This is a genomic window from Eubacteriaceae bacterium Marseille-Q4139 (assembly GCA_018223415.1).
GTDB lineage: Bacteria > Bacillota > Clostridia > Lachnospirales > Lachnospiraceae > CABSIM01.
In genome coordinates, this window is the sequence record JAGTTQ010000001.1 from 858,105 (window position 1) to 883,679 (window position 25,575).

At 48.3% G+C, this 25,575-nt stretch carries 19 protein-coding genes and 1 riboswitch; of the genes, 2 read left to right on the plus strand and 17 right to left on the minus strand.

The features are described from left to right. Positions 1-2 precede the first annotated feature (2 nt). The 12 genes from KE531_04150 to KE531_04205 all read right to left on the minus strand — a co-directional run bounded on the left by KE531_04150 (position 3) and on the right by KE531_04205 (position 15,300). Entirely contained in the window at positions 3-1,460 is a 1,458-nt protein-coding gene (locus KE531_04150) for a hypothetical protein (GenBank protein MBR9952822.1), read from the minus strand. 5 nt (positions 1,461-1,465) lie between these two features. Beyond that, a complete protein-coding gene (locus tag KE531_04155; protein ID MBR9952823.1) occupies positions 1,466-2,425 on the minus strand; it encodes a glycosyltransferase in 960 nt (319 codons plus the stop codon). Between the two features lie 50 nt (positions 2,426-2,475). Further along, positions 2,476-3,588: a DegT/DnrJ/EryC1/StrS family aminotransferase gene (locus KE531_04160; protein MBR9952824.1), complete on the minus strand. Its 1,113-nt coding sequence runs from the start codon at positions 3,586-3,588 to the stop codon at positions 2,476-2,478. Further along, positions 3,588-5,042, minus strand: a complete 1,455-nt coding sequence (locus KE531_04165; protein MBR9952825.1) for a lipopolysaccharide biosynthesis protein — start codon at positions 5,040-5,042, stop codon at positions 3,588-3,590. Before KE531_04165 ends, KE531_04160 begins: the two co-directional genes overlap by 1 nt. After that, complete coding sequence (locus KE531_04170) at positions 5,039-6,118, minus strand: glycosyltransferase (protein ID MBR9952826.1); 1,080 nt, start codon at positions 6,116-6,118, stop codon at positions 5,039-5,041. The genes KE531_04165 and KE531_04170 overlap by 4 nt, the downstream gene beginning before the upstream one ends. A 20-nt stretch (positions 6,119-6,138) precedes the next feature. Next, positions 6,139-7,395: an O-antigen ligase domain-containing protein gene (locus KE531_04175; GenBank protein MBR9952827.1), complete on the minus strand. Its 1,257-nt coding sequence runs from the start codon at positions 7,393-7,395 to the stop codon at positions 6,139-6,141. Positions 7,396-7,424: 29 nt separating this feature from the next. Further along, positions 7,425-9,647: a GGDEF domain-containing protein gene (locus tag KE531_04180; GenBank protein ID MBR9952828.1), complete on the minus strand. Its 2,223-nt coding sequence runs from the start codon at positions 9,645-9,647 to the stop codon at positions 7,425-7,427. Between the two features lie 2 nt (positions 9,648-9,649). Continuing rightward, positions 9,650-11,056, minus strand: coding sequence for a hypothetical protein (locus tag KE531_04185; GenBank protein MBR9952829.1), 1,407 nt, complete (start codon positions 11,054-11,056; stop codon positions 9,650-9,652). Next, positions 11,053-11,961: a metallophosphoesterase gene (locus KE531_04190; GenBank protein MBR9952830.1), complete on the minus strand. Its 909-nt coding sequence runs from the start codon at positions 11,959-11,961 to the stop codon at positions 11,053-11,055. The genes KE531_04185 and KE531_04190 overlap by 4 nt, the downstream gene beginning before the upstream one ends. Continuing rightward, the gene (locus tag KE531_04195; GenBank protein ID MBR9952831.1) at positions 11,961-12,710 is read right to left on the minus strand and encodes a hypothetical protein; all 750 of its coding nucleotides are present in this window, start codon (positions 12,708-12,710) and stop codon (positions 11,961-11,963) included. The genes KE531_04190 and KE531_04195 overlap by 1 nt, the downstream gene beginning before the upstream one ends. Position 12,711: 1 nt before the next feature. Then, entirely contained in the window at positions 12,712-14,004 is a 1,293-nt protein-coding gene (locus tag KE531_04200) for an ATP-grasp domain-containing protein (protein MBR9952832.1), read from the minus strand. Between the two features lie 239 nt (positions 14,005-14,243). Next, a riboswitch (cyclic di-GMP riboswitch) is annotated at positions 14,244-14,350 on the minus strand. A 242-nt stretch (positions 14,351-14,592) separates the two neighbouring features. Beyond that, positions 14,593-15,300: an L-ribulose-5-phosphate 4-epimerase gene (locus KE531_04205; protein ID MBR9952833.1), complete on the minus strand. Its 708-nt coding sequence runs from the start codon at positions 15,298-15,300 to the stop codon at positions 14,593-14,595. A 170-nt stretch (positions 15,301-15,470) separates the two neighbouring features. On the opposite strand from KE531_04205, the gene KE531_04210 reads away from it, so the two are divergent. Beyond that, positions 15,471-17,558, plus strand: coding sequence for a M13 family metallopeptidase (locus tag KE531_04210; protein MBR9952834.1), 2,088 nt, complete (start codon positions 15,471-15,473; stop codon positions 17,556-17,558). 62 nt (positions 17,559-17,620) lie between these two features. Here KE531_04210 and KE531_04215 read toward each other — a convergent pair whose 3' ends face one another. From KE531_04215 to ilvB, 5 genes are all read right to left on the minus strand, one after another. Further along, complete coding sequence (locus KE531_04215; protein MBR9952835.1) at positions 17,621-18,934, minus strand: ATP-binding protein; 1,314 nt, start codon at positions 18,932-18,934, stop codon at positions 17,621-17,623. A gap of 1 nt (position 18,935) precedes the next feature. Continuing rightward, entirely contained in the window at positions 18,936-20,582 is a 1,647-nt protein-coding gene (ilvD, locus tag KE531_04220; protein ID MBR9952836.1) for a dihydroxy-acid dehydratase, read from the minus strand. Positions 20,583-20,660: 78 nt separating this feature from the next. Further along, complete coding sequence (gene ilvC, locus KE531_04225; protein MBR9952837.1) at positions 20,661-21,674, minus strand: ketol-acid reductoisomerase; 1,014 nt, start codon at positions 21,672-21,674, stop codon at positions 20,661-20,663. A 29-nt stretch (positions 21,675-21,703) separates the two neighbouring features. Beyond that, entirely contained in the window at positions 21,704-22,219 is a 516-nt protein-coding gene (gene ilvN / locus KE531_04230) for an acetolactate synthase small subunit (GenBank protein ID MBR9952838.1), read from the minus strand. A 6-nt stretch (positions 22,220-22,225) separates the two neighbouring features. Continuing rightward, a complete protein-coding gene (gene ilvB / locus KE531_04235) occupies positions 22,226-23,887 on the minus strand; it encodes a biosynthetic-type acetolactate synthase large subunit (protein MBR9952839.1) in 1,662 nt (553 codons plus the stop codon). A gap of 536 nt (positions 23,888-24,423) precedes the next feature. Between ilvB and ald the strand changes: the two genes are divergently transcribed. Next, positions 24,424-25,536: an alanine dehydrogenase gene (gene ald / locus KE531_04240; GenBank protein MBR9952840.1), complete on the plus strand. Its 1,113-nt coding sequence runs from the start codon at positions 24,424-24,426 to the stop codon at positions 25,534-25,536. Positions 25,537-25,575 lie beyond the last annotated feature (39 nt).

Here is a 25,575-nt window from a genome sequence, read left to right on the forward strand (position 1 = left end):
CCTTACTGAAAAGTCAGGAATAAAATTTCTCCTGCCTCCAGCGAAAACGTCTTCTCTCCAAAAAACAAAACGCTGTTTTCCGCAACGCTTTCCGGATGCTGCCCATTTATGCGCACAGATGTCAGCTTTTCTATGATTGAACTTTCCTGGAATTTTATGTGGACTTTGGTTGGTACCGCATTATAATTTACAACCAAAAGAGCCTGCTCCTCCCCGGAAACGGCTGCACAGCAATAAACACTGTCCAGGCTTGACTCCGCATATGCCTGGTTTTTCAGATGATTCAGTTCATTCCAAAACAAAAAGCTGTAATATCCAGGTTCTTTTTTCCCTTCGGCATCATACAGACCGCAATAAAAATCCGCAAACAAATACTGTCCATCATAATACATTGCCAGATCCAATGGACTGTTCTGCATTTCTATCAGGCTTGCTGCAAGGAAAGAAGCTCCAATAAAGGAATTCCGAACAGAAATGGCATTGGTTTGATCGTCCCACCCGTCCAGATAATTCCATTCGTCCAGAATATTCTCGGTCTCTGTGAAACCATATTGGTTCAATAATTCCTGGACTTTTCCTGCATTTTCTGCAAATTTCCCGGGAGCATTTGTATAGGTATGCCAGCTTAGAAAATCCAAAGGAGAATTATTTTCCTGTACCGCTCCCAAAAAAGCTGTTATCTTCTCTTCTTCCGGGTAGCTGAAAGCGCCGCCGCCCACTTTTACTTCCGGATGCGTCTGTTTCAGATAGGATGCCGTTACATGATACAGTTCATAGAACTCCTCCATGGATCCGCGCCACATCGACCCGGAATCCGGCTCATTCCATATCTCCCAGTACTCGATCCCATATGAATATCCATCTGCCCAATACTTGTTATAGTGACGAATAATATGCTCACATATTTCTGCCCATTTCTGAAGGTCTTCCGGCGGTCTGGTATAACGATTTTCTCCGGAATGATCTATGGACTCGCCTAAGCGGAAAAAAACCTGCGCACCTGAATCAATGATTGCCGCAATATATTCATCGGTCTCTTCAAAGCTGTACGAAGACGGCAGATTTGGATCTGCACGGAAATCCGGGAAAATGCAGTGAATATCTACAAATAGATCCTGTCCATAGGGATACTCGGTATCATGCGTCCGCACATAAGGGATCCCCATTTCTTTATAAAGACCTGTTACATCCATCTGCCATGCAATATCTCCCGACTCGTTCAGGAAATATCCGCTGGCCGGGCCATTGTTCATTCCCTGGAGCGGCCGGATCTGACCAACCACCTGTTGGAAATCCACGGCAATTTCTCCTGTCTGCATCTTACCCGAAGCCATTTTCGCATAATCTTTCGAGCAAAACAAAATCACAAGACAAATTATAGTGACAGCCCCCAGCAAAGCCATTTTCTTTTTCCGATGATGCAAATTATTTTCCCCCATATCAGATTCTACTTCTTCCATCTATTTCATATCGGCGGCGGCAGCATGAGCTTTATAAAATATCGCAGCTTTTTAACCAGCGGCTCCCTTTTCCAGTATTCCGCATATCTGGGCAACAAAAAGACGCTGCTGCTGCATGCTGCACGTTCCAGCTCGTATTCAAATTTTGCCAGTTCCCGATCAAACATTTCATGGAACTTCCCTTCTGTATAGCAATCAACCGACCGGAGCATATCAATCGTTTCCCGGCAGTGCTTAAGCCAGGCTTTTTCGTCTGCCGCCATGCGGCTTGTCCATGAACTCTCCGAAGAAAGCATACGGTAAACCGACATCGTTCGATTGATAAAAAAGATATCTCCCTTCAATCCAAGATACATCGAAAGCGCATAATCCCCAGTTCCCTTCACCGCCGATACAAACTGCGGTATTTCTTCAAGAGCCTTCTTTCGGAAAACCAGTGAAGAGAGCTGAAAAGCTTTGTTCCCCCCGCTGATGATCGTCTGCATATCGACAAAACCATCCTCACGATACGGTGAGATAAGCCGCTTTTTCCCACTTCTGCATCCGATTTCCAATGTCTGATGCACGCATGCTATACAAGAGGGCATGGCTTCCAAAATGTCCACCTGCCTTTGCAGTTTTTCCGGATCGGTCCAGTAATCGTCCCCCTCACATATTGCAATATACGTTCCTTTAAGCCTTGGGGTGATAATCGTCCCAACAATATCAATTCCCTTGGAGTACTGATTCTCTTTCTGATAGATTGGCTTTATGATATCCGGATATTTTTCTTCGTATTCCCGGATAATACGTGCCGTTCCGTCTGTGGAGGCATCATCATGTACAAGAACCTCATATCTGAAATTTGTTTTTTGTGAAACAAATCCCTCCAATGCATCCCGTATAAATTTCTCGTGGTTATATGCCAGACAATATGTACTGACAACGATCTCCTGTCCGGCGTCTTCCTTTTCCGCAGATACCATAGCTTTCCCTCCAGTCCTATAACCGGCTGTTTTGCTGTCCTTATTTCCGTCTAATGGCGGCAGCTTAAAATAATATCACAGATCCTGTCAACTTCTGTATTTTCCAGCTCAGGATAGATTGGCAGCGCCAAAACACGATTGGCAATATATCTGGCAGCCGGGGTTTCTTCCAGGGAAAACTGTCCATGAAAGCACTCAAAAGAATTTGTCAGCGGATAAAAATATTTCCTCGTTCCTATTCCATGCTGCCAAAGGATCTCAAATACTTCATTTCGGCTGGCACCAAATCGTTTTTCATCAAATATTACCGGAAAATACCCATAATTTGGTTTCACATCCTTTTGAACAGCGTTCAGCTTCAGTCCGTCAATCCTCTCAAGATGCTCCAGATAGCGTTCCGTCACACGCTTTCTTTCTGTCAGAAGCTCCTCCATATGGCGCAGGTTGCATAATCCCATAGCCGCACAGAATTCGTTCATTTTAGCGTTTGCCCCAACGGCATCCACCCGCTCCGGCCCGCGGATTCCAAAATTTTTCAGCCGGTACAGCTCCAATCCGTACTCACTGTCATGATAAACGGCAGCTCCGCCCTCAATCGTATTAAAGACCTTCGTTGCATGAAAGCTAAAGCAGGATACATCGCCAAATGTTCCAACGCCTTTTCCCCTGTATGTTTCTCCGAAAGCATGCGCCGCATCGTAAATCACCTTGAGTCCATACTTTTTTGCAAGTTGGTCAATTCCATCTACGTCACAGACATTGCCATACACATGTACCGGAAGAATTGCACATGTCCTGTCCGTAATCAGGCTCTCTATTTTCGATACATCTATGGTAAATGTCTCCGGATCAATGTCACAAAATACTGGCTTCAGGCCATTCCGAACAATCGCATGCGTTGTGGAGGCAAACGTATAGGGTGTCGTTATAACCTCTCCCGTCAAATTAAATGCCTGAATGCATAACTCCAGCGCCATATGGCCATTGGTAAAAAGCTCAATCGCATCTGCCCCCATAAACTGCATCAGTTCCTGCTGAAGTTTTCTGTGTTTCTCTCCCATATTCGTGATCCAGTGGGATTCCCAAAGTTCTTTTAATTCCTCAATATATTCCTCCATTGGAGGGAGATACGCCCTTGTCACCAATATTTTTTTGTCTTCCATCAGCACTCTTTCCTTTCTCCACGACCTGCAAGCTCCAAAAGCAATCCGACCGCATATCTCAGTACGCTGAGCTTCATCACTAAAGAACCAGCTATATAAAAGGCTATGCCGACTGCCGCTTTAGTAAATATCATGGTCAGACCCGTAAATGGCAGACGGCCGGTCAACCATAAAACTGCCGCCAAAAGACCGTTAAGCGCAAGAATCGGAAACATATCCCGCACCTGTTTTAAAAAGCCATAGTTGACCAGCTTTTGATTCGGATGTGCGTTGATGGCAAGGGAAATGACTGTTGTCACGCATACTGACATCAGAAGAGTCAACACACCAAACGGAATAGCAAGGAAAACACCAGCAAGGGCAAGGAATTGTTTGACGGCTTCTATCCTCAAAAAAATATCGCTTCGTCCCATCGCCTGAATTACCTGGAGATTTGCGGTGTGCCAGAGATAAAACATGGAAATAAAACACCAGAGCTGCAAATACGGCACCATTTGAATCCACTTCTCCGTGTAAAGTATCTGTATCAAAGGTTCTGCACAGGAGGCAATGCCGATCATAAACGGGAAAACAAAGTATGTGCTGATCCCAATTGAGCGTTTCAGGATATCCTTTACCTGTTCTGCTTTATCCTGTTCCAATGCCATAACCGGGAAAAGCACACTTTGAACCGAAATCTGTAAATTATCTGTCAGCATTCCCGGTATTGTCCTTCCCTTTTCGTAATAGGCCAGCATCTCTGACTCGTATATTTTCCCAATCAAGAGACCCGACAGATTCGAGGTAAAGGAATTAAGGAGCGATGATCCCAGAATCCTGCTCCCATATGCAAACATTGGTCTCAGCCGCCGGAAAGAGAACTCAAGGCTCGGACGCCAGCGCACTGTACACCAAAGCACACCTGTATCAATGGCCTGGTTCAGAAGACGCTGAAAAATCAAAGCCCAAACACCGGCACCTTTATATGCCATGGCAACTCCCACCATAGCAGAAAATATGGTTCCGGCCAGAGTAGAATAGAAAAACTTCCGAAATTCCATTCTCTTTGACACAATAGCCGTCTGTACTCCGTTTATCCCGCCCAAAAGCAGCGTCAGTGACATAACTCGAATAAAGGCCACCATATCAGGACGTCCAAAGAAATCCGCAATCAAAGGGCTTGCTGCAAACATGACAAAATACAGTACGGCTCCTAAAAATACATTGAAATAGAAAACCGTGGTAAAGTCCAGCTGATCCGCATTTTTTTTCTGAATTAAAGCATTTTTAAATCCACTGTCAATGAAAAGAGTCAAAATTGACGTAAAAATTGTAATCAAAGAAACAACACCATAGTCTTCCGGTGTCAAAAGGCGGGCCAGAACCAGGGAAACCACAAATGACACTCCCTGGGCCCCGCACCTCTCGGCAAAACGCCAAAGCATATTCGTCAAAACAATTTTTTTTCTGCTCAATTTCTGCTCATAACTCTCTTTCTGCCCTTTTTTCCTGTGTCAGTGAGCTCTTTAATCAGTTTGTCCCATCGTTTACAGATTCGATCAGCAGAAAATGTATCCCGCACCTTTCCAGCTTCTCGCCCCAAACGCAATGCATAGTCCGGTTCTGACAAAAGCTTTTTCATCGCCGCTGCTAAAGCTGCTTCATTCCCGACAGGAACTAACAGCCCGTTTACTCCATTCCGAATCACCATGCCCGCACCGCCAGCCGGACAGTCCGTACAGATACAAGGCAATTCCATTGCCATAGCCTCCATCATAGAATTTGAGATCCCCTCGTAATTGGAGGATGAAACAAACATTGCCGCATCCTTGATTTCTTCGTGGATATTGTCCGAAAAAGGACAAATTTCCGCTCTGCCCTCCAGTTTTTTTTCTCTCAAAAAATCAAGCAGCTCTTCTTTCTGAGGCCCTTCCCCATATATCTTCAGATGATATTCAGGAAATTCCTGACAAATTCTTCCAAAAGCAGACAACAATAATTTTAGATTTTTCTGAGGATCCAGACGGCAGAAGTTTACGATGACTTTGTTCCTGGGGCCTCTGTACGGCGGCGGCAAAAACTCCTTCACCGGATTAGGAATCAGAACACCCTTTTTGCGAATTCTGCGGCTGAAGTAATCCCGCTCCTCTTTTGTCTGGAAGACAACGGCATCTGCTCCACTGAAAAATAAAAGACACTGCATTTTAGCCGACAGATTTTTATCATACTCCGCCTTTGGATCGTTTCGCTGGGACAGAATCAGGCGGCTTTTAGAAATTCCCCTGTAAATCCACGTAAAATCAAATCCACGGAACAATGCAATTACAAGATCAATTTGATTTTTCCTGGCATATTTTACAAAAAAGTGAATTCTTTTCAGATGCCGCACGACAGGATTGGCAGCATCCGGAAGCTTGATCACAGGGATCGACTTATGAACCGGGTAAGTACCATCATCTCTGTAACATAGAATACTGACTCTATGGCCTTTTTCCCGAAAATGCTCTGCTAAAGTAACGGAAACCCGTTCCGCGCCTCCGATTCCGACCATGTAAACAATAAACGCTATGTTCAAGCTCTCCCTCCTGTCTCCGGCGTATGCTCTTCCATTCTTTGAAAGGCGTATGAAAATATGACCACCGCAATCGCAAGATTCACTCTGAAATTGTAATACATATTTTCTGTCAGATAACACCCAAAACAATATGCAAAAATCGCGAGAAGAACTGCTCTGTATTTCATATCCATAGACTTGGCCAGCATTTCCAGCCTCCAGTAAAAATACAGGACTATCCAGACGATAAACCCTATCATTCCCAGCTCAATATACTGCCGAAGCAGATCATTATGAATATCGCCGGCGAACTCATCCCCCACATCAATCAGACCGTTCCAAATCATATAGGAAACATAACCTAATCCTCTTCCCATATAAGAAAAGTCAAACTCATAATACGGCCTCATACTTTCATAAATCTCCACGCGTCCCATGGAATCGATCTGCATCATTTCCGCCGCCTTACCGAGCAATCCGGTCGCTACAACCGCAATATAAGCCAGGCCGCTGACGAGCATTACAATAATAATTGTTTTTGCCATCCGAACCTGCCATGCTTTGGGTGTAACAGCAACAACCAGGTATGCAGTGAGCCCTACCGAAATTCCTACCAGTGCACTTCGTTTAAAGCCGGTAAGGAACACAGGTATTGCAATAAGAAGCAGAAAAAGATTGATTTTATTTTCTTTCCAGGTCAAAATCAGGTAGAATATGTAGATCCCTATCCCATGGGCAAAGCCAGCTCTCTCAATGGTCTGCATCATATATCCCGTCTCAGCTGACCCGCTCAATATCAGCTGAACGTACTGACGAAGGAATTCCGCCATACCGCCTTCACGAATCAATGGGAATACTACCATCAAAAATGCAATTAACAGGGCAGCCATCTGATAATAAACCGCTCTTTTCCCAAAACAGTAGGTGGCCGCTCCGGCCATCGCAATGGCAATCAGCTGATAGACAACAAAAAACAGTCCTCTCGTCATAACACGAAAAGCAGAAAAATTGGCAATCCAGATCAAAAAAGAGTAAAGCACTGTCAAAAGCAGAGGGAATGCTAATATAAGCATCATCTTTACTACCTGAATCATGCGCTCAACATCCGGATTTACCAGAAATATGCCGAAGGCTAAGACAATAAAAGGAATGGGCGCCAGATAGCAATACATAAATCCAAATCCGCCGATAGAGATACTTCCTTCATACAAATAGTAGGTAGGAACCGCACTTAAAAAGTATAAAATTGAAAGCAGGATGTTACGTACATTCATCTGTGCCCAATCTCCTTAAGTTAATATAATCAGGATTTCTTTTCCAGGGCCTTGCGGAGTTCTTCCAGTTTCTGTTCTATCAGCTCCGTCTGATTCGGCAGCGTCTGTGTCTCGCCAGTGTCCGCTGCTTCTTCCGGCATTTTCATCGCAGAAACCGTATTATCTGCATTCGTAATCTCCATTTCTGTCTTTTCATCAGAACGATTGCCCATTCCCGTCTTCTGCATCTTTGCTTCTGCCGTTTCCGCTCCATCGGCCTGAATGCCCGCGCTTGCTAACGGTTCCTGAAGCGCCTGAAGCAGCAGATTCTTAATGCGGTATTCATCATTCCGACCTGCTTCCGCTATACCGGCCGTATATTCAATACGGCAATCCGCAATTCGATTATACTCTGCCGCATTTCTGCGCAGCTGCTCCATATATGCACAAGCGCGTTTATACGTCATGTCCTCGCCAAACACCAAAAATTGCCCAACGCCATTAACGCCCAAAAAGCTCTTTTCTTCATGGGAGAAAATGTTTTTAACCATCATGATGAATTCATCAATCATCGCGTCCGTTCTCTCACGTCCGTACTTTCGATTCTTCTCTTTCAAATACGGGATATTGATCGCTATACAGACAAACTCATCTTTCAGAAGGCTCTTGCTATACTGCAAAATCTTCTGATCACAGGCTGCCCGATTAGGGATTCCAAGATGCCGGTCCACATACACATACCACTCAAAAATATCCTGGAGCCTTCCCGTCACAACCGCTCCAATGCATCCAATCAATCCGAATACGATAACAATCAGCACCGTGTACATCCAAAGATTGATTCCCTGCCGGAGTGCAACGCTGGCAACCATGTTGACATTTTGTGCTCCTGCGTATTCATTGTACTCACTGTTGACTGTCTCCAGTACCTTATACAGCTCATTCAGTTTTTCAACCAGGCTGCTGATCATATTATCTGCCGTTTCCTGCACCTCCGGTGTACTGACAGTTACGACATTCTCTGCCGTCAGCGGCGTCTGCTCCGTTTCCTGCGCTTCTGCATCTGCCGCAGGATCCTGCGCTTCATTTGCCACCACCGCAGCCGCATCCTCTCTGGCCTCTGCCAATGCCTCGTCCAGATTTCCGGTTTCAACAGCAATGCCTGAGTTTTCAGAAATCGTTCCGCGATATAAATCTATAATATATTGACAATATGCAATATCAATCAGAGCATTCTCATACTCGCTTCTCTCGGATATGTAGCTCTCCAAAAGCTGATCGTACTCCACTGTCTGATCTACATGCTGGATAACATCATTCTCATCTGTATAAAAGCTGTCATGAACCTCATTCAGGATGTATTCATATGTAATGTTTGTATTCCCGGACTCCCGCATCATTGTTACATAAGTATCGATAATCCGGTTAATATAGGCAACCTGCTCCTCACTGTTTTCATTGTTCATCTCATGTTCATGAATACGATTTTCATACTTCGCGATCAGAACATCAGGATTTTTTGTCACTCTATTTTCGAGAATATATGAAAAGACATTGGACATTTCTACTTCATCCAACATATTAAATTCTCTGCGTAAATCAGAAAAGGAATATCCTGTTCGTGAAGATCGGAAATTGCCGGCAGAATTCTCTGTCTGCAAAATACTTGCCTGAGCATTTTCAATGGAAGCATTGATAATTTCCGCCATTTCCAGGTAGTCATAATTCTGCATATTCAGTCCTGAAATGTCGTTTGAGGCCGTTCCGGTATTGATATGCTTCTCCCCATAAAACGCAACATATACATCCAGCATTTGATCCAGAAACTGTCTGGCAAATTCTTCCATTGATAACGCGCCCTCATCTTTTTTGACTGCGGTAAAGGACACCTCATAATCTACGGGCAGTTCCTCAATCGGTTCACCCTGCGTAATTTTGGCAGCATCTATGGCTTCCTGCCCTTCCGTCCGAATTGCTGTCACCGTCACGCGAGACCGAAGGTCATCAACGCTGTAATTGCTGTCTTCTAACCCCATTTTTTTCAGGGCTTCCGCAATTACTTTGGATGAATATATTTCCGTAGTGTCAATCTCCGTACCATCGGGTGCCACTCCATTGACAGCTCCGGCATTTGCATATCGAATAATTGCACTGGCTGTATAGCTCTGCATCCCGCTTAATGTCACAAAGCCGGCAATCCCTGCAATTAGAGAAAAAAGGAAAATTGGGATCTGAAATTTTTTTATGTATTTGAATAAATCAAATTGTTTCATTTTTATCGTTTCCCCTCTCTTCCTTTTCTTCCGCTCTTTTCAGGCATAAAAAGTATCAGCAGTACTACAAGAGCCAAAAACATCACCGTCTGCTTTGCAGCCGCCATCAGAATAGAAACGAGCTGCCCTTTCAGCTCAGGAGCAACAATCGCAATATAATTATTGGAGCTTTTCTCTTCATACTCCTTAATGGTTTCAACCGCAGCCTCTGACAGCGCGGAAAGTTCTGTCTTAAGCGAAGCAATCATTTCCTCCGCTTCAGCAACCATAAAATTATCTGCATTATTCTGCTGCAACTGCCTTATTGTGTGGTTATTCCCTTCGATTTCAAGAGCCAAATTAGAAGCATTCGCAGATGCATTTTCTGCTCCCTGAGAAAAGTCATCAACCCCCAGTTTTGTCCTGGACATGTAGAATTCCCCGTTTTCATCCCGGGTCGGCACAAGTACAATTGTCGCCAGATCCCTCTGGTACATCTCTACTGCTTCCAGGTATATCTGATATAACGCAAGGCTCTTTCTGTAATCTGTGTTCAGGTTTCTGTTATCATAATTCAATTTACCAATATACTGTGATTTATCGTTGGATATGCCATTTTTAAGAACAAATGCCCAATAATTCTCCATGGCAATGTCAATAAAATTACTCAGCTTTTGATTTAGAGACGAAAAGCTCTCTCCAGTTGCCTCAGAAACAAAACTGCGGTTCTCATTTCCACATTCACTCAAATACACCTGAAGGTTCGTCGCCATAGAAGATAGAATCGTTGTCACATCCAAATAATCAACATCCTCCAGCCGCCCAAAATCCAGGTTTAAAGCAGATGTATTCATGGCATATGTACTGGCAAAAAACTCTCTGTAAATTTCAGAAAATTCCTCCATGATTTTTTGCGGGCGTACATTCGGTCTGTCAGAAGATGCTTCGTAACGTACCACATACTCTGTTGCTACATAGGGCTGCTCCAGAGATACCGCTTCGTTGATATTTATCGGTGTAACTTTAAATCCCTTTCTTAATTCCTCAGCAGTCATATTTTCCAGTCCACATGCCGCTATCAGTTCATTCATAACCTCATCCGAAAGAATGTCATTCATCGCAGTAAATTTTGTTCCATTAGGATTCTGACCGACAGAAGCCTCCGGATAATTGTAATTGATGGTTACGGAAGATGCCAGACGATGCCGAAGAACTTCTTTCCCCGCACATACAGCAAAAAACAAGAGCCCGCACAGAATCATTACAGGCAGCTTTCCCCGCCACAGTCTCAAATTCCCCTGAACTGTCCGTGCCAGATTTTTTTCCGGACGAAGAACCGCCAAAAGAACAATCCCTAATATGACTATGGCAGGAATTAAAATGACGACATATCCTAATAATACTTCCGCAATCAATTCTGTATTTATCATTCCTGCATTCCCTCTTTCCCTGTAATATCTATAACAACCAACTCCGGCTGATTATTTATCCGCGGTATCCATTCATGATCTCCAAGTCCCCGGCTGACAATGAGTGTTGCATGTTCCAAACGATACTCTCCGCCGGAATATCGCGGAAAAAAGCCGTCATCAGGATGATACAGTCCGCCAAAGATCGGCAGTCTTATCAATCCGCCATGATAATGAGCAGCCACTGCCAGATCTGCGTTAACATCTGCTTTTATTCCCTCATAATATAATCCTGGGAAATGAGAGATCAGCAGCTTGAAATGATCAGAGGCTTCAAATTCTTCCAGCGGATTCTTAATCCACTCCTCAAACCCTTCTCCATGGGATGTTCCCTGAAAGCCTCCAATCTCTATGGTATTCCCATTCACCGTAGCCGTGATAAAATTATTATAAAAAAAAGTGGTGCCTGTCTGTCTAATATACTCGTCCACAGCCAGTCTCTCTGATTCCGGAAGTCCATGCATAAGTACAGCTTCATGATTTCCATAGCAGTAATAAACCGGAGCTATTTCCACCAAATCCCTGCAAAGTTCTACGGCAACACTTATATCCCGGTTGTCATAATTCACCATATCTCCTGCGATCAGAATCATATCCGGCTTTTGTTCGGCAATTGCCTCCACAAGCTTTTCATTTTTATGGCCGTACTCTTTGCAGTGAAGATCCGCAAGAAGAACCGCGCGTATATCAGAACCGATTTTTTCAGAGCAAACGGTATAATATGTAATTCCAAAGGACTCATTTATATACAAATTAAATCCAATCAAGCTGCAAAAAAAGACGACTAAAGCAGACAAAACAATTTTCCTCATCCTTTTCTTTTTCCGCCTGACAGACAATATTTGTTCTTTTCTAAAATCCTCCATCACTGCACCGCTTCCGATACCCCTTCTTCATCGACATCTGGCTTTTCAGGCTCCACATCGATTTCCGCTTCTTCCTCACAGACAGCAGCTGTATTGAACATTTCTTTATCTTCTGCATACTCAAATACAGCCGACGCATTTTCTCCTGCCTTGAGACGTTCATCCCCTGTGTTTGAGGAATCCTCCTTTGAAGGCAACATAAGTTTTTCAGATTCTTCTGAAATCTGATGTAAAATAACTTGTACACAATCCTGCATGTTTTCCAGTTCCTGCTGTATATTCCCTGCACTCCCACGGAACTGAAGGAGCTCACGGTTAAGCCTGCTTCTGGCTTCTGCCCTCAACATCTCTGCCTGTTCTTCTGCTTCCCGGATAATTCCGGCTGCCTTCTGCCTTGCATCCGTCAAAAGAACTTGTGCCTCAATTCTCGAGTCGAGAAGCAGTTGCTTAATTGCACCATAACTTTCATCATATTTTTGAGCCTTTTCTTTCAGAATATCCAGCCCTTCCTGTTCCTCTGACAGGATTTCGTTTTCTTCGTGCACTTCTGGTTTCTCTGGAATTTCCATCAGCTGTTCTGTCTTCTTCTCAGCAAGAAGCCCACTGACAGTCTGCTCCAGTTCCGTAGCTGTTTTTTCCAGCACCTGAAGACGTTCAATCTCTTTTTCCAGTTTTCCAACATATTCCATAACATCGGCTTTATTATAGCCTCCAATGATTGCACTGCGGAACAGCTCACTTTTAGCCATCTCAATCTTCCTCCTTTTCAAATTCCAGCTCCTCAAAAGCCTGGAATGGCAACAGCAGATTCTCTCCGTTCTCGTCATACATCTGTAAAACGTTGTTGATTATCTTTATCTTCTCTGCAATCTCCTTCATATCTCCGGATAAAATACTGATCTGATATGCGATCTGACGCATAGAAGCACTGTTTTCAATGAAGTCTCCCTCTCCGTAGCGTTCCAAAAGGACTGAAACTCCCGGCATGCTTCTCACTGTTTCCAGCCCAATAACTTTATCGACCCGGCCAGCCTTCGCCCAAATTAAATACATGACGCCTATCTCTTTTTTTGACATGAGAATCGCTGTACGCTCCTTCAAAGAACTGCTGGTTCCAACTTTCCCTCGTGCCAAATCAACCATATACCGTACTGAATGAAATCCAGTGAGCGAAGCTAAAATACTCCACGAATAAACGGCGTCCAGACGATATCCCATTTCCAGAAAATAGTATTCACCATCTTTTAAAATTGCCTGCAAAAAGGCAACTCCCCATTTGCATGAAAGTTTACGGAACAATGTTTCTATTTTATGGTGATCCTTTTTCAAGAAACTTTCTGTTTCTCTTCCCGGATATAACAAAATACCGGATGTATGATTTCCTCCAACGTCAATGTACTTGGTATCCTCACATCCAATAAAAACGGCCTTTCCATCCTGAAGATAATAAAAAAAGGTCGTTTCCATCCCTTTAACAAATTCTTCTGCCAAACACTTTTTTCCCGGTGAGGCTTGCATGGCCTTCTGATATCCCGCCAACAGTTCATCCCTGTTTTTACAAACGGAAACCCCTTGCCTTGCACAGCTGTCCGCCGGCTTTACAACAATCGGATAGGAGATACTGCTCGAGGCTTCACCGCTGACCAGCTTATCCAAAGGGTATTCTTTCGGCACTGTCAATCCGCACTCTTTACAGCATTGTTTAAAAAATCTTTTGTCCCGTGAAGCTGCCCAGCCTGCATCCGAGGCATAAAAGGGGAGCCCAACACGTTTACACAGCTCACCGCTCATGTCCAGGCAAAATTCACTTGTCGCCGCAAAAATGCCGGTCACCTTCTCCTTCCTGCATTTTTTCTCTAAAGAAACCAGATCTGCCAGATCAATATTCCAGTATTCATCCGCACCAAATTTTTCTTCTCCGTTTTCAGGCGCATTCTGTGCAGTTAAAATTGTATAAACCCCTTGTTCCCTGGCATATGAAACAGCTTCCTCTGTCCCGATGGATGCTCCCATAAAAAGCAATTTTTCTTCTTTATCTCTCACAAAAGTATTATCTCCCAGTTTCAATTAACGACGCCATATGCGCCAGAGCTTCCTGCTTCGTCTCATTATTCACCTGTACGTTCAATAGATTTACCTTATTCATCTCAGAACCCCTGTTCTATTATTTTACAGTATATGAATAACTGAATTTATTGATGGCATCCGAAGGAAAACCGGAGCATCTTCTATTGAAATTTTAATTTGGGTGAAATAAAAAAAGACTGCAAACAAGAATCCCTGCCTGCAGCCGAACTACCTTGTGTTTCCATCGGCCGCATGCCGGTTCCCACACCTAAGGCTTCTAACTTTGCGTCCTTACATTTCTGTAAGTTTGCCTAAAAGTCTATATAATTGCTTTTTTATTATATATCGAAACCGTTTTCCTGTCAATGTTTCCGCCTTTTTATTTTTTCAAAAATATGCATAATATTCCTTATTTTGCAGGTTTATTTGCTTTCCATAAATATAGATTCGTCACATTCTATCTCATGCACATTCCCATTCTCCCGTGTTCTTCCGAAAACACAGAAAAATCCTCGAAAAGAGCTTCCTCACTCTCCCGGGGATTTTCCTCACACGTATTTCTTCCTATTTAACGATGTCTGCATCCGCCTGCCCATAATACGCCTTGGGCCCATGCTTTCTCATAAAATGCTTATCCTGAAGGCACCGGGGCGCCGGCTGAACCGTTTTGTTTAGCAGCTCCGTAAAGACGGCCATCTTCGCCACCTCTTCCAGAACCACCGCATTGTGGACAGCCTCGGCCGCGTCCTTTCCCCAGGTGAACGGCCCATGGTTTTTACAGAGGATGCCCGGCACATGCATGGGATTTTTCCCCTCCATTGTCTCGACAATCACAAGCCCCGTATTCCGCTCATACCCGTCCTCAATTTCTTCTTCCGTCAGATTCCTCGCGCAGGGAATCTCACCGTAAAAATAGTCGGCATGGGTCGTCCCATAACAAGGGATTCCACGGCCGGCCTGGGCCCAGGACGTCGCCATCGGAGAGTGAGTATGGACAACTCCGCCGATTTCCGGGTACGCCCGATACAGCTCCAGATGGGTCGCCGTATCAGACGACGGGTTTAAACGCCCCTCGACCCGCTCTCCCGAAAGATTCATAACGACCATGTCCTCCGGCCTCAGCCTGTCATAGTCCACGCCGCTCGGCTTTATGACGAAAAGGCCGCTCTCCCTGTCGATCCCGCTTGCGTTTCCCCATGTGTATGTAATGAGCCCGCGCTTTGGAAGCTCCATATTGGCTTCATAGACCTTCTGCTTTAATTCCTCCAGCATATCGCATTCCTCCGTTTCCGTCCGTATTTTAGGCACAGTTCTTTAACCAAAGTATATATGATGTCCGCGGAATTTACAAGAGAGCCGCAAAAACAGAAAAACCGCTTCCTATGCAAAAGATATTTTTTATGATATGATAAAACCATCTATCAATCAGAAAGGAGCCCGCCATGTCTCATCAAACTTCACGCCTTACAGGCCTTCTTTTCGGAATATCCGCCCTTTTTGCTGCATTCCTCACCGGCTGTGCGGCCAATGCGCCGGCGGAGCCCGCAAAGGAACCGGAAACATCCATATCTGCTCCGGCCGAAACCGAAGCGGCTGCCGCTCCCTCTTCGGGCACAGCCAGCCAAATCCCGGCTCTTGAAGACGACTTTTACGAGTCAGTCAATCATGATCTGCTTTCCCAGTGGGAAATCCCGGAGGATCAGTCCTCCGTGGGCTGGTTTGCCAAACTCGGAGAAGATAACCTGGAGCGGATCGGACAGATCATAAAAACCGCCGCAGAAACCCCCGATGCAGTCTCCGGGAGCGATCATTCTAACATTGCCGCCTATTATCTTACTGCCATGGATCAGGAGACCAGAAACGAAAACGGCTTCGGCCCGACCGTCTCTGCCTTTTTTGAGAAGGTCGACGCCGCAGAGACGATTTCCGAGCTTCTCGAGGTCTGCGCCCGTTTCCAGAGAGAATATGGATACGGCAGCCTGTTCGGCCTCTATTACGGTGTCGACGGCGCCGATTCCGGCAAAAATGTCCTTTACCTTTTAAATTCCGACACGCATTTGAGCAGGGAGGAATGGTTTTCAGAAGACGAACAGGTACAGGCACAGAACAGCGCATACCTCGCCTATCTGGAAGAGCTCTGCCAAATCGAAGGGATGTCAGAAGAGGACGCGGCCGCCTCAGTTAAGAGAACTTCAGATATGATGAAGGATTGGGCTTCCGTATCCCTGACGGCAGCGGAACTGTATGATGCCAGCTTAACATACAATGTCTTTGAAGCCTCTGACCTGGAAGAGCTGTTTAACGGCAAGATTTCCATGGAAACCCTGACGGATATCTACGGAATACGGCCGGACGAAATGCTCATCGTCTTGGATACGGAGCTTGCCCGAAAGACGGCCTCCTGGCTGACCGAAGAAAATCTCCCGCTCTTAAAGGAATATGTAAAAATCACTGTCCACAACGACCTTGCCCCCTACATGGACATTGCCTCCTTCGATGCCCGCATGTCCTATAACACCGCCATTCAAGGATTGGAAACTGCCAAACCCTTTGAGACTATCGTCTCCGAACAGGTTCAGGAAACTCTCGGTTTTGAATGCGGCCGTCTGTACTGTGAAGAGTATTTTGCACCGGAAACAACGGAAGATATCGAAAAAATCGTAAGCCAGGTTGTAGCGGTATTCCGAAGCAGGCTTCAAAATATGGACTGGATGAGCCAAGAGACCCGTGCCGAGGCCATAAAAAAGCTGGATACGCTGGATGTTCAGATCGGCATGCCGGAAGTCTGGCCCCAGGATCTTCATCCCATTTCCCTGACCCGCCCGGAAGACGGCGGCCTCTATGTGGAAAACCATCTGGCTTACCAAAAGGCTGATATCGACTATAACTTCTCCTCAAAAGACGAGCCCGTCAACAAAGCCCTCTGGGTGATGACGCCCCAGTCGGTCAATGCCTATTATTCGCCTGACAGCAACAGCATCACGTTTCTGGCCGGCATCCTCCAGGATCCGTTTTACAGCCCCAAGGCCTCCGACGCCGAAAACCTTGGGCGCATCGGCATGGTAGTCGCCCATGAGATCACTCACGCCTTCGATGACAACGGCTCCCAGTATGATGAAAACGGAAATATCCGCAACTGGTGGACGGATGAGGACAGGGAAAAGTTTATGGAGCTTTCCGGAAAAGTCGTGGACTACTATGGCGCCATGGAGGTTCAGGGGATCCCCGTAAACGGGACGCAGACGCTTTCCGAAAACATTGCCGATCTTGGTGCCGTCTCCTGCATCACGGAAATTGCAGAGAACGAGGGATATGATTTGAAAGAAATGTACACGGCTTATGCCGGTCTCTGGGCTCAGAAAATACGGGACGAAGCCCTGGCCGCCAACATGGCAGTCAATACCCATGCACAGCCGAAAATCCGTGTCAATGCCGTCCTCTCCGCGACAGACGGCTTCTATGAGGCCTTCGGGATCAAAGAAGGCGACGGCATGTACGTCGCCCCGGAAGAAAGGCCGAAGATCTGGTAACAAAAAAGGAGCAGTGTCTCTCCTGCGGCAGATGCCGCGGGAAAGGCGCTGCTTCTTTTCCTTTATCTTTTTCCGCCTAAGGCATTCACAAACTGCTGCGCCGTCCGCCCGGACAGGCCGCCGCCGCGCATCTCAAACTTGTTTGCCTCATGGCAGATCTCCTCGTCGGAAATTTCTTCCTCCGTTATCCCAGCCCGCCTTGCAAGCTTCACGGCCATGTCGTAGAAATCGGTACGGTTTGGCTTTGCAAAGAAAATCGTAAGGCCGAACCGGTTCACAAGGGAAAGCTTCTCCTCCAAAGTATCGGAGCGGTGCAGGTCTTCTCCATGTTCCATGTCGTCCCTGTCTTTAAAGGTCTCACGGATTAAATGCCTGCGGTTCGACGTGGCATAGATCAGGATGTTGTCCGGCTTCGTCTCCACGCCGCCCTCGATGACGGCCTTTAAGAACTTGTACTCAATCTCAAACTCCTCAAAGGACAGATCATCCATATAGATAATGAAGCGATAGTTGCGGTTCTTGATCTGGCCGATGATGGCCGACAGGTCTTTGAACTGGTGCTTGTAAATCTCAATCATCCGCAGGCCCATCGGGTAGAACTCATTGACGACGGCCTTGATGCTGGTGGATTTGCCGGTGCCGCTGTCGCCGAACAACAGCACATTGTTGGCCGTCCGCCCCTCGACAAAGGCACGCGTATTCTCCACGAGCCGCGCCTTCTGGGTCTCATAGCCGATCAGATCGTCCAAAAGCACGGCATCCATGTTGTTGACCGGCAGGAAGCGGACGGTTCCATCTCCGTTTTCCGCAATCCGGAACGCCTTATTGAGGCCGAACATGCCGACGCCGTAGTCCTTATAAAACCCGGTCACCAGATCGAAAAATTCTTCCTCATCTGCTGCCTTTTCCAGCTTTTCACTTAAGCCCCGCACCTTCTCGCTGACATTCCGGTTGTACATCAGCTCTTTTTTCTCGATGGCCTGATAATGGCAGAGCTTCGTAAAGCAATCCGTCTCCAGCTCCGTCTCCAGGCGGCCAAAATCATAGTCAAACAGCGCCCGGAACATCTTAAAATCCGTCTTTACAAAGGAGTTGACGGTGCCTTCCTTCGCTCCCATCTTTTCGCACACGAGGCTAAAGGGGTTTTCATTCGTGATTAAGAGGAAGGTCAGATAGTTGTGCCAGAGATTTTTGTCGAAGGCATATTCCGTCCCCAGCATGAGGATCCGCTTTACCTGCTCAAATACCCGGCGCCTTAAGACGTCCTTTTTCTCCGTCCCGTTTTCCAGGGCGGCACAGATTTCGGAAAGCTGCCAGAGGATCGAGTCCTCCGGCAGCGAGCCGTAAACAAGAAGATTGGAAACAATATGATTCATGCTATTCTACAATGGCTCCCTTATCCGCAGAGGAAACCATCCGCGCATACCGTTTGAGATACCCGGTAAGCTCTTTCGGCTCCTTTAATTTCATAGTCTTCTTCCGCTCCTCCATCTCCTCGTTGGAAACAAGAAGCATTAAGCTGTAATTGGGGATATCGATCTGGATCTTATCTCCGTCCTTCACATAGGCGATGGGGCCGCCGGCTGCCGCCTCCGGGGAAATATGGCCGATGGCCGCGCCGCAGGAAGCGCCGGAGAACCGCCCGTCGGTGAGAAGCGCCACGGTGGTGTCAAGCTTCATGCCGACGATGGCTGACGTGGGCGACAACATCTCCCGCATGCCCGGGCCGCCAGACGGCCCCTCATAGCGGATAATCACCACGTCTCCCGGGACGATTTTCCCGTCGTAAATGGCCGCGATGGCTTCTTCCTCGGAATCAAAGCACCTGGCTGTGCCGGTGTTCTTAAGCATCTCCGGCTTCACGGCCGACCGCTTTACAATGGCGCCGTTGGGAGCCAGATTTCCGAACAGGACGGCAAGCCCGCCTGTTTTGGAATACGGGTTGTCGATGGGGCGGATCACCTCTTTGTCCCTGTTTTCCGCCTTCTCCACGGCCTCTGCCACGGTCTTTCCCGTGACAGTCATGCAGTCGCCGTGCAGCATGCCGGCGTCGTAAAGCTCTTTCATGACAGCCTGAATGCCGCCTGCCTTTAAGAGATCCTGCATGTGGTGATGTCCGGCCGGAGCCAGATGACAGAGGTTCGGCGTCCGCTCGCTGATCTCGTTGATCATGTGAAGGTCAAGGTTAATGCCCGCCTCGTGGGCAATGGCTAAGAGATGGAGCGCCGAGTTGGTGGAACAGCCAAGGGCCATGTCTGTCGTCAGCGCATTCTCAAAAGCCTTTTCCGTCACAATATCCCGCGGCCTTAAATTCTGTTCCAGCACCTTCATCACCAGCATTCCAGCCGTCTTCGCAAGACGGATCCGCTCGCCGTAAACTGCCGGGATCGTCCCGTTTCCGGGAAGTCCGAGGCCAAGAACCTCCGTCAGGCAGTTCATGGAGTTTGCCGTAAACATGCCGGAGCAGGAGCCGCAGCCGGGACAGCTTGAACCCTCGATTTCCGCCAGCTCCTCGTCGTCAATGAGCCCTGCTTTCCTGGCTCCGACGGCCTCAAAAACAGAGTTCAGATCTCTCTTATCAATGGACAGCATGGGCCCGCCGGACACGAACACGCAGGGCAGGTTGAGCCGCAGCGCCGCCATCAACATTCCCGGCACAATTTTGTCACAGTTTGGAATGAACACCAGGGCGTCAAAGCAGTGCCCCGTCACCATGCACTCGATGGTATCGGCGATCAGCTCCCTGGAGCTTAAGGAGAACCGCATGCCCTCGTGTCCCATGGCGATGCCGTCGCAGACGCCGATGGTGTTGAACTCCATAGGCGTGCCGCCGGCCGCCAGCACGCCGTCCTTTACGGCCCTGGCGATGGTCTGCAAATGGATGTGGCCCGGCGCAACCTCGTTGAAGGAATTGACGATGCCGATAAAAGGCCTCTTAAGCTGTTCGTCGTTGTATCCGTCCGCTTTAAGAAGCGAGCGGTGCGGCGCATGTTCCACGCCTTTTTTTACCTGATCCGATCTCATAATCCACCTCCAAAGGGCCGTGTCCCGGCAGAACCCGTGATGGAATCCTGCCGGCCGGCCCTCTTCTCTCCTGCTTTATTATTTTGCTTCGTCAAGATCCTGGGTCTGCTTCCAGCCCATCTTTGCGCGGAGCTCGCGTCCTGTCTTAGCAGCCAGCGTGTTGGCGGATGCCTCTCTCTTGGCGTTGAAGGTCGTCCGTCCCACCTGGTTTTCCAGAATCCACTTCTTCGCAAAGCTGCCGTCCTGGATTTCCTTTAATACCTGCTTCATCTCCTGCTTTACAGCGTCATTAATGATTCTGGAGCCGGTCTCGTAGTCGCCGAATTCAGCCGTATCGGAGATGGAATAGCGCATGCCCTCGAAGCCGGCGTTGAAGATCAGATCGACAATCAGCTTCATCTCATGGATGCACTCGAAATATGCGTTCTCCGGCTTGTAGCCTGCCTCCACAAGCGTGTTGAAGCCGGCTTCCATCAGGGCCGTCACGCCGCCGCAGAGAACGGCCTGCTCGCCGAAGAGGTCTGTCTCGGTCTCCTCTTTAAATGTCGTCTCAAGGATTCCGCCTCTTGCGCCGCCGATGCCTGCCGCATAAGCCTTTGCAACCTCCATGGAATTTCCGGACGGATCCTGATAAACGGCAACAAGGCAGGGAACGCCCTTTCCGGAAACGTACTGGGAGCGGACGGTGTGGCCCGGGCCCTTCGGCGCGATCATGATGACGTTTACGTCTGCCGGCGGGATGATCTGCTTAAAGTGGATGTTGAAGCCGTGTGCAAAGCAGAGGGTCTTTCCCTCGGACAGGTTTTCCTTGATGTCCTTCTGGTACAAAGCAGCCTGCTTCTCGTCGTTTACAAGAATCATAATGATATCGGATGCCTTCACAGCGTCCGCCGTATTCATAACCGTAAAGCCGTCTTCTTTTGCCTTCACTGCGGACTTGGAGCCCTCATAAAGGCCCACGACAACGTCCACGCCGGAGTCTCTTAAGTTTAACGCATGGGCATGGCCCTGGGAGCCGTAGCCGATGACAGCCACTTTCTTTCCGTCTAAAAGTCCAAGGTTGCAGTCTCTTTCATAGTACATCGTTGCCATAGTTTTTTTCTCCTTTTATTCAATAAAATTTACTCCGCGCGAAGCGTGTTTTCTATCCCTAAGCCGATGGCAATGTCTCCCGAACGGCTGAGTTCCAAAATTCCAAAGCCCCTGACCTTCTCGATGAAGGACTCCACCTTCTCCAGCGTCCCCGTGATTTCGGCCGTCAGGTGTTCCTCGCCGAAATCCACGACCTTTCCGCCGTACTGGTTGATGAGATCCAAAACCTGATGCTTGGAGGAACCGCGCTGGGTTCCGGTCAGGTGCATTTTTATGAACATGTGCTGTGCAAACTCGGCGTCTGCCGCCTCTAAAAGCATGACCGCTTTCACGTCGATGAGCTTTTCTAACTGGCGCACCACCTGTTCTTTCATATATTCATCCCCTGTGGAGACGATGGTCATTCTGGAATACTCCGGATTTTCCGTCGTCCCAACGGAAAGGGCGTCGATGTTATAGCACCGCTTGGCGTAAAGCCCGGCAATCCGGTTCAGAACGCCGAATTTATTGTTGACAATCAGCCCTACTGCAAATCTCTCTTCCATATGCCCTTATCCTTTCACAATGATATCCTTTGCGGAACGTCCCGGCGGGATCATCGGCAGCACCTTCTCATCCATGCCGATGTGGCAGTCGATGAGAACCGGCCCGTCGCTTCCGTCGGCCTCCCGCAGCGCATCCTTTAAATCGTTCATCGTAAAGGCCGTAAAGCCCTTTGCACCAAAAGCACGGGACAGGGCCGCAAAATCCGTCTTCCTATCAAGGGTCGTCTGGGAGTACCGGCCGCCGTAGAAAATCCCCTGCCACTGCCTTACCATGCCGAGCACGTCGTTGTTCATGACGATAATCGTGAGAGGCAGGTTCTGGCTCACAGCCGTCGCCATCTCGTTTAAATTCATGCCGAAGCTGCCGTCGCCGGTAAAGAGGACGGTGCGCTTCCTGCCGCAGGCGATGCAGCCGCCGATGGCAGCGCCCATGCCGTAGCCCATGGTTCCCAATCCGCCGGAGGTTAAAAGCGTCCTCGGCTTCTCGAAGGGGAAGTGCTGGACGGTCCACATCTGATGCTGGCCCACGTCCGTCGCCACGATGGTCTCCGGGCGGCAGTGGTTCTTCACCTCGCCGATGATGGCAGACGGGCTGAAAGCACTGTCATGAGGCAGCACGTCAGCATTCTTATATTCTTCGACCTTTTTCCGCCACTCCGGATGAGTGCAGGCCGGCACTTCCTTTAAGAGCTTTGTCAGGATTTCCTTTACATCGCCCCAGAGGCTCACATCCGGGCTTACATTTTTCCCGATTTCCGCCCGGTCGATGTCGATATGCACGGTCATGCACTTTTTCGTATATTCGTCCACATCGCCTGTGGCCCGGTCGGAAAACCGGACGCCGACGGCGATCAAAAGATCACAGTCCGACTGTGCCATGATGGAGGCGTACCGTCCATGCATGCCGCACATGCCGAGATTCAATGGATAAGAGGCCGGAATCGCCGTGATTCCCATCATGCTGAGGCCCACAGGGGCGTCAATCCGTCTGGAAAGCTCCAGGACTTCCTCCTCCGCGCCGGAAGCCAGAACGCCGCCGCCGGCATAGATGAACGGCCGCTCCGCCTTCTTTATCATCTCCAGGACTTCCGAAATGTCGTTTTTCCCGCATTCCGTCTTCTTCCCCACGTGGGGCTCTTCCATGTTTTCATCGTACTCCCACTCGTCGATCTGGACGTTTTTCGGGATGTCGATGAGGACGGGGCCTTTCCTTCCGGCGTTTGCAATGGCAAAGGCCTCTTTGATCGTCTTCTGGAGTTCGCTCACGTCGCGCACCATAAAATTATGTTTTACCACAGGCTGCGTGACACCGACGATATCCACCTCCTGAAAGGAGTCTTTTCCCAGATTATTCACGGCCACGTTGCCCGTCACGGCCACCATCGGGACGGAATCGAGATATGCGTTTGCGATCCCCGTCACCAGGTTCGTGGCTCCCGGGCCGCTGGTGGCAAGGACGACGCCGGTCTTCCCGCTGGCCCTGGCATAGCCGTCGGCCGCATGGGCCGCCCCCTGCTCATGGGCGCTTAAAACGTGGCGGATCCTGTCCGAAGCCAGATAAAGCTCATCGTAAATATTTAAGACGGAGCCGCCCGGATATCCGAAGATCACCTCTGTCCCCTGGCGGATCAGCTCCTCCACCAGGATTCTTGCACCATTCATTTTCATATTCTTCTCTCCTCGCTGTTTTCTGTCCCACGCCGTCCGGGGGCTTTTGCAGCGCATATTTGGCTTGTGCTACAAAAAGAACCCCGCAGCGTTGTGCTGTGGGGTTCCCAACATACTCTTTCTTTGTTTCCGATCAGCATGTCATGGATGGAATCACCTTGGGTTCAGCATAACGCAAATAAGCATTCTCGCACACGACGATAATGCTGACGATAATTCGAATCACGACTGCGGATAGTACCAGGTCAAAAGCACGCCCTGCGATCATAATCTGCGTTCTCCTTTCCCAAAATGTTAGTTTTATTATACACATGATTCTCAAAAATGCAAGTAAAACTTTTTCATGCCAGATATGTTTTCAGGTTATATCACGATGCAATTCCCATAAATACAGGTGAATCCACAAAAAATTCATCCAAAAAAAGTTTTCGGACAGCTCTGTTTATTATTGTAACAACAATTCAAAAGCAGTATAATAAATTTGTCCAATCAATCATTCCTCAAAAACAAAATTCTAACAGTAAGGAGGTTCTGTCATGAAAATCGGATGCGTGAAGGAAATCAAGAACAGAGAATACCGCGTGGGCCTGACGCCGTCCAATGCAAAGAGCTATAAAAATGCCGGCCATGAGGTCTGGATCGAGGCCGGCGCAGGCCTGGGTTCCGGCTTTACCGATGCCGAATATGAAAAAGCCGGCGCAAAGCTCATCGGATCGGCAAAAGAGGTCTGGGACAACGTGGACATGATGGTAAAGGTGAAGGAACCGCTCCCCGAAGAATACCAGTATTTCCGCAGAGATCTGATCCTTTACACCTACCTGCATCTGGCTGCCGACAAGCCGCTCACCGATGCCATGCTGGCTTCCGGCATGAGGGGCTTCGCCTACGAGACGTTAATTGAGACTGACGGCAGTATCCCGCTCCTCGCGCCCATGAGCCAGATCGCAGGCCGCTTAAGCGTCCAGGAAGGTGCCAAATATTTGGAAAAGACCTTCGGCGGCTCCGGCGTCCTTTTAGCCGGCGTCCCCGGCACTCCGAAAGCCAACGTCGTGATCTTAGGCGGCGGCTCTGTGGGGACGAACGCCTGCAAGATCGCCGTGGGCATGGGTGCCAACGTGACGGTTCTTGACATCAGCCTTCCGCGCCTTGCCTACCTGGACGATATTTTCGGCGCCAGGATCCAGACCCTCGTCAGCAACGACGCCAACATCGAGCACGCCGTAAAAGACGCCGACCTGGTGGTGGGCGCTGTCCTGATTCCCGGAAAGGCCGCGCCGAAGCTCATGAAGCGGGAGTATTTAAAGGAAATGAAGCCGGGAAGCGTCATCGTCGACGTGGCTGTTGACCAGGGCGGCTGCTGTGAGACCACCAAGGTCACGTACCACGACGATCCGATTTTCACGGTGGACGGCATCGTCCATTACTGCGTCGGCAACATGCCGGGCGCCGTCCCCAGAACCTCCACCATCGCCCTCACAAACGCCACGCTGCGCTACGGCCTGGAGATCGCTGCCCATGGCCTGGAGGATGCATGCAGAAAGAATCCGGTTATGAAGTCCGGCGTCAACACCTACGACGGCAAGCTGACGTGTGAAAATGTGGCTGTGAGCTTTGGAATGGAATATACGGAGCTTGATGGGCTGATTTAGAGTTGTTTTTGGAAATCGATTGGGGCTGCGGAAGATGCT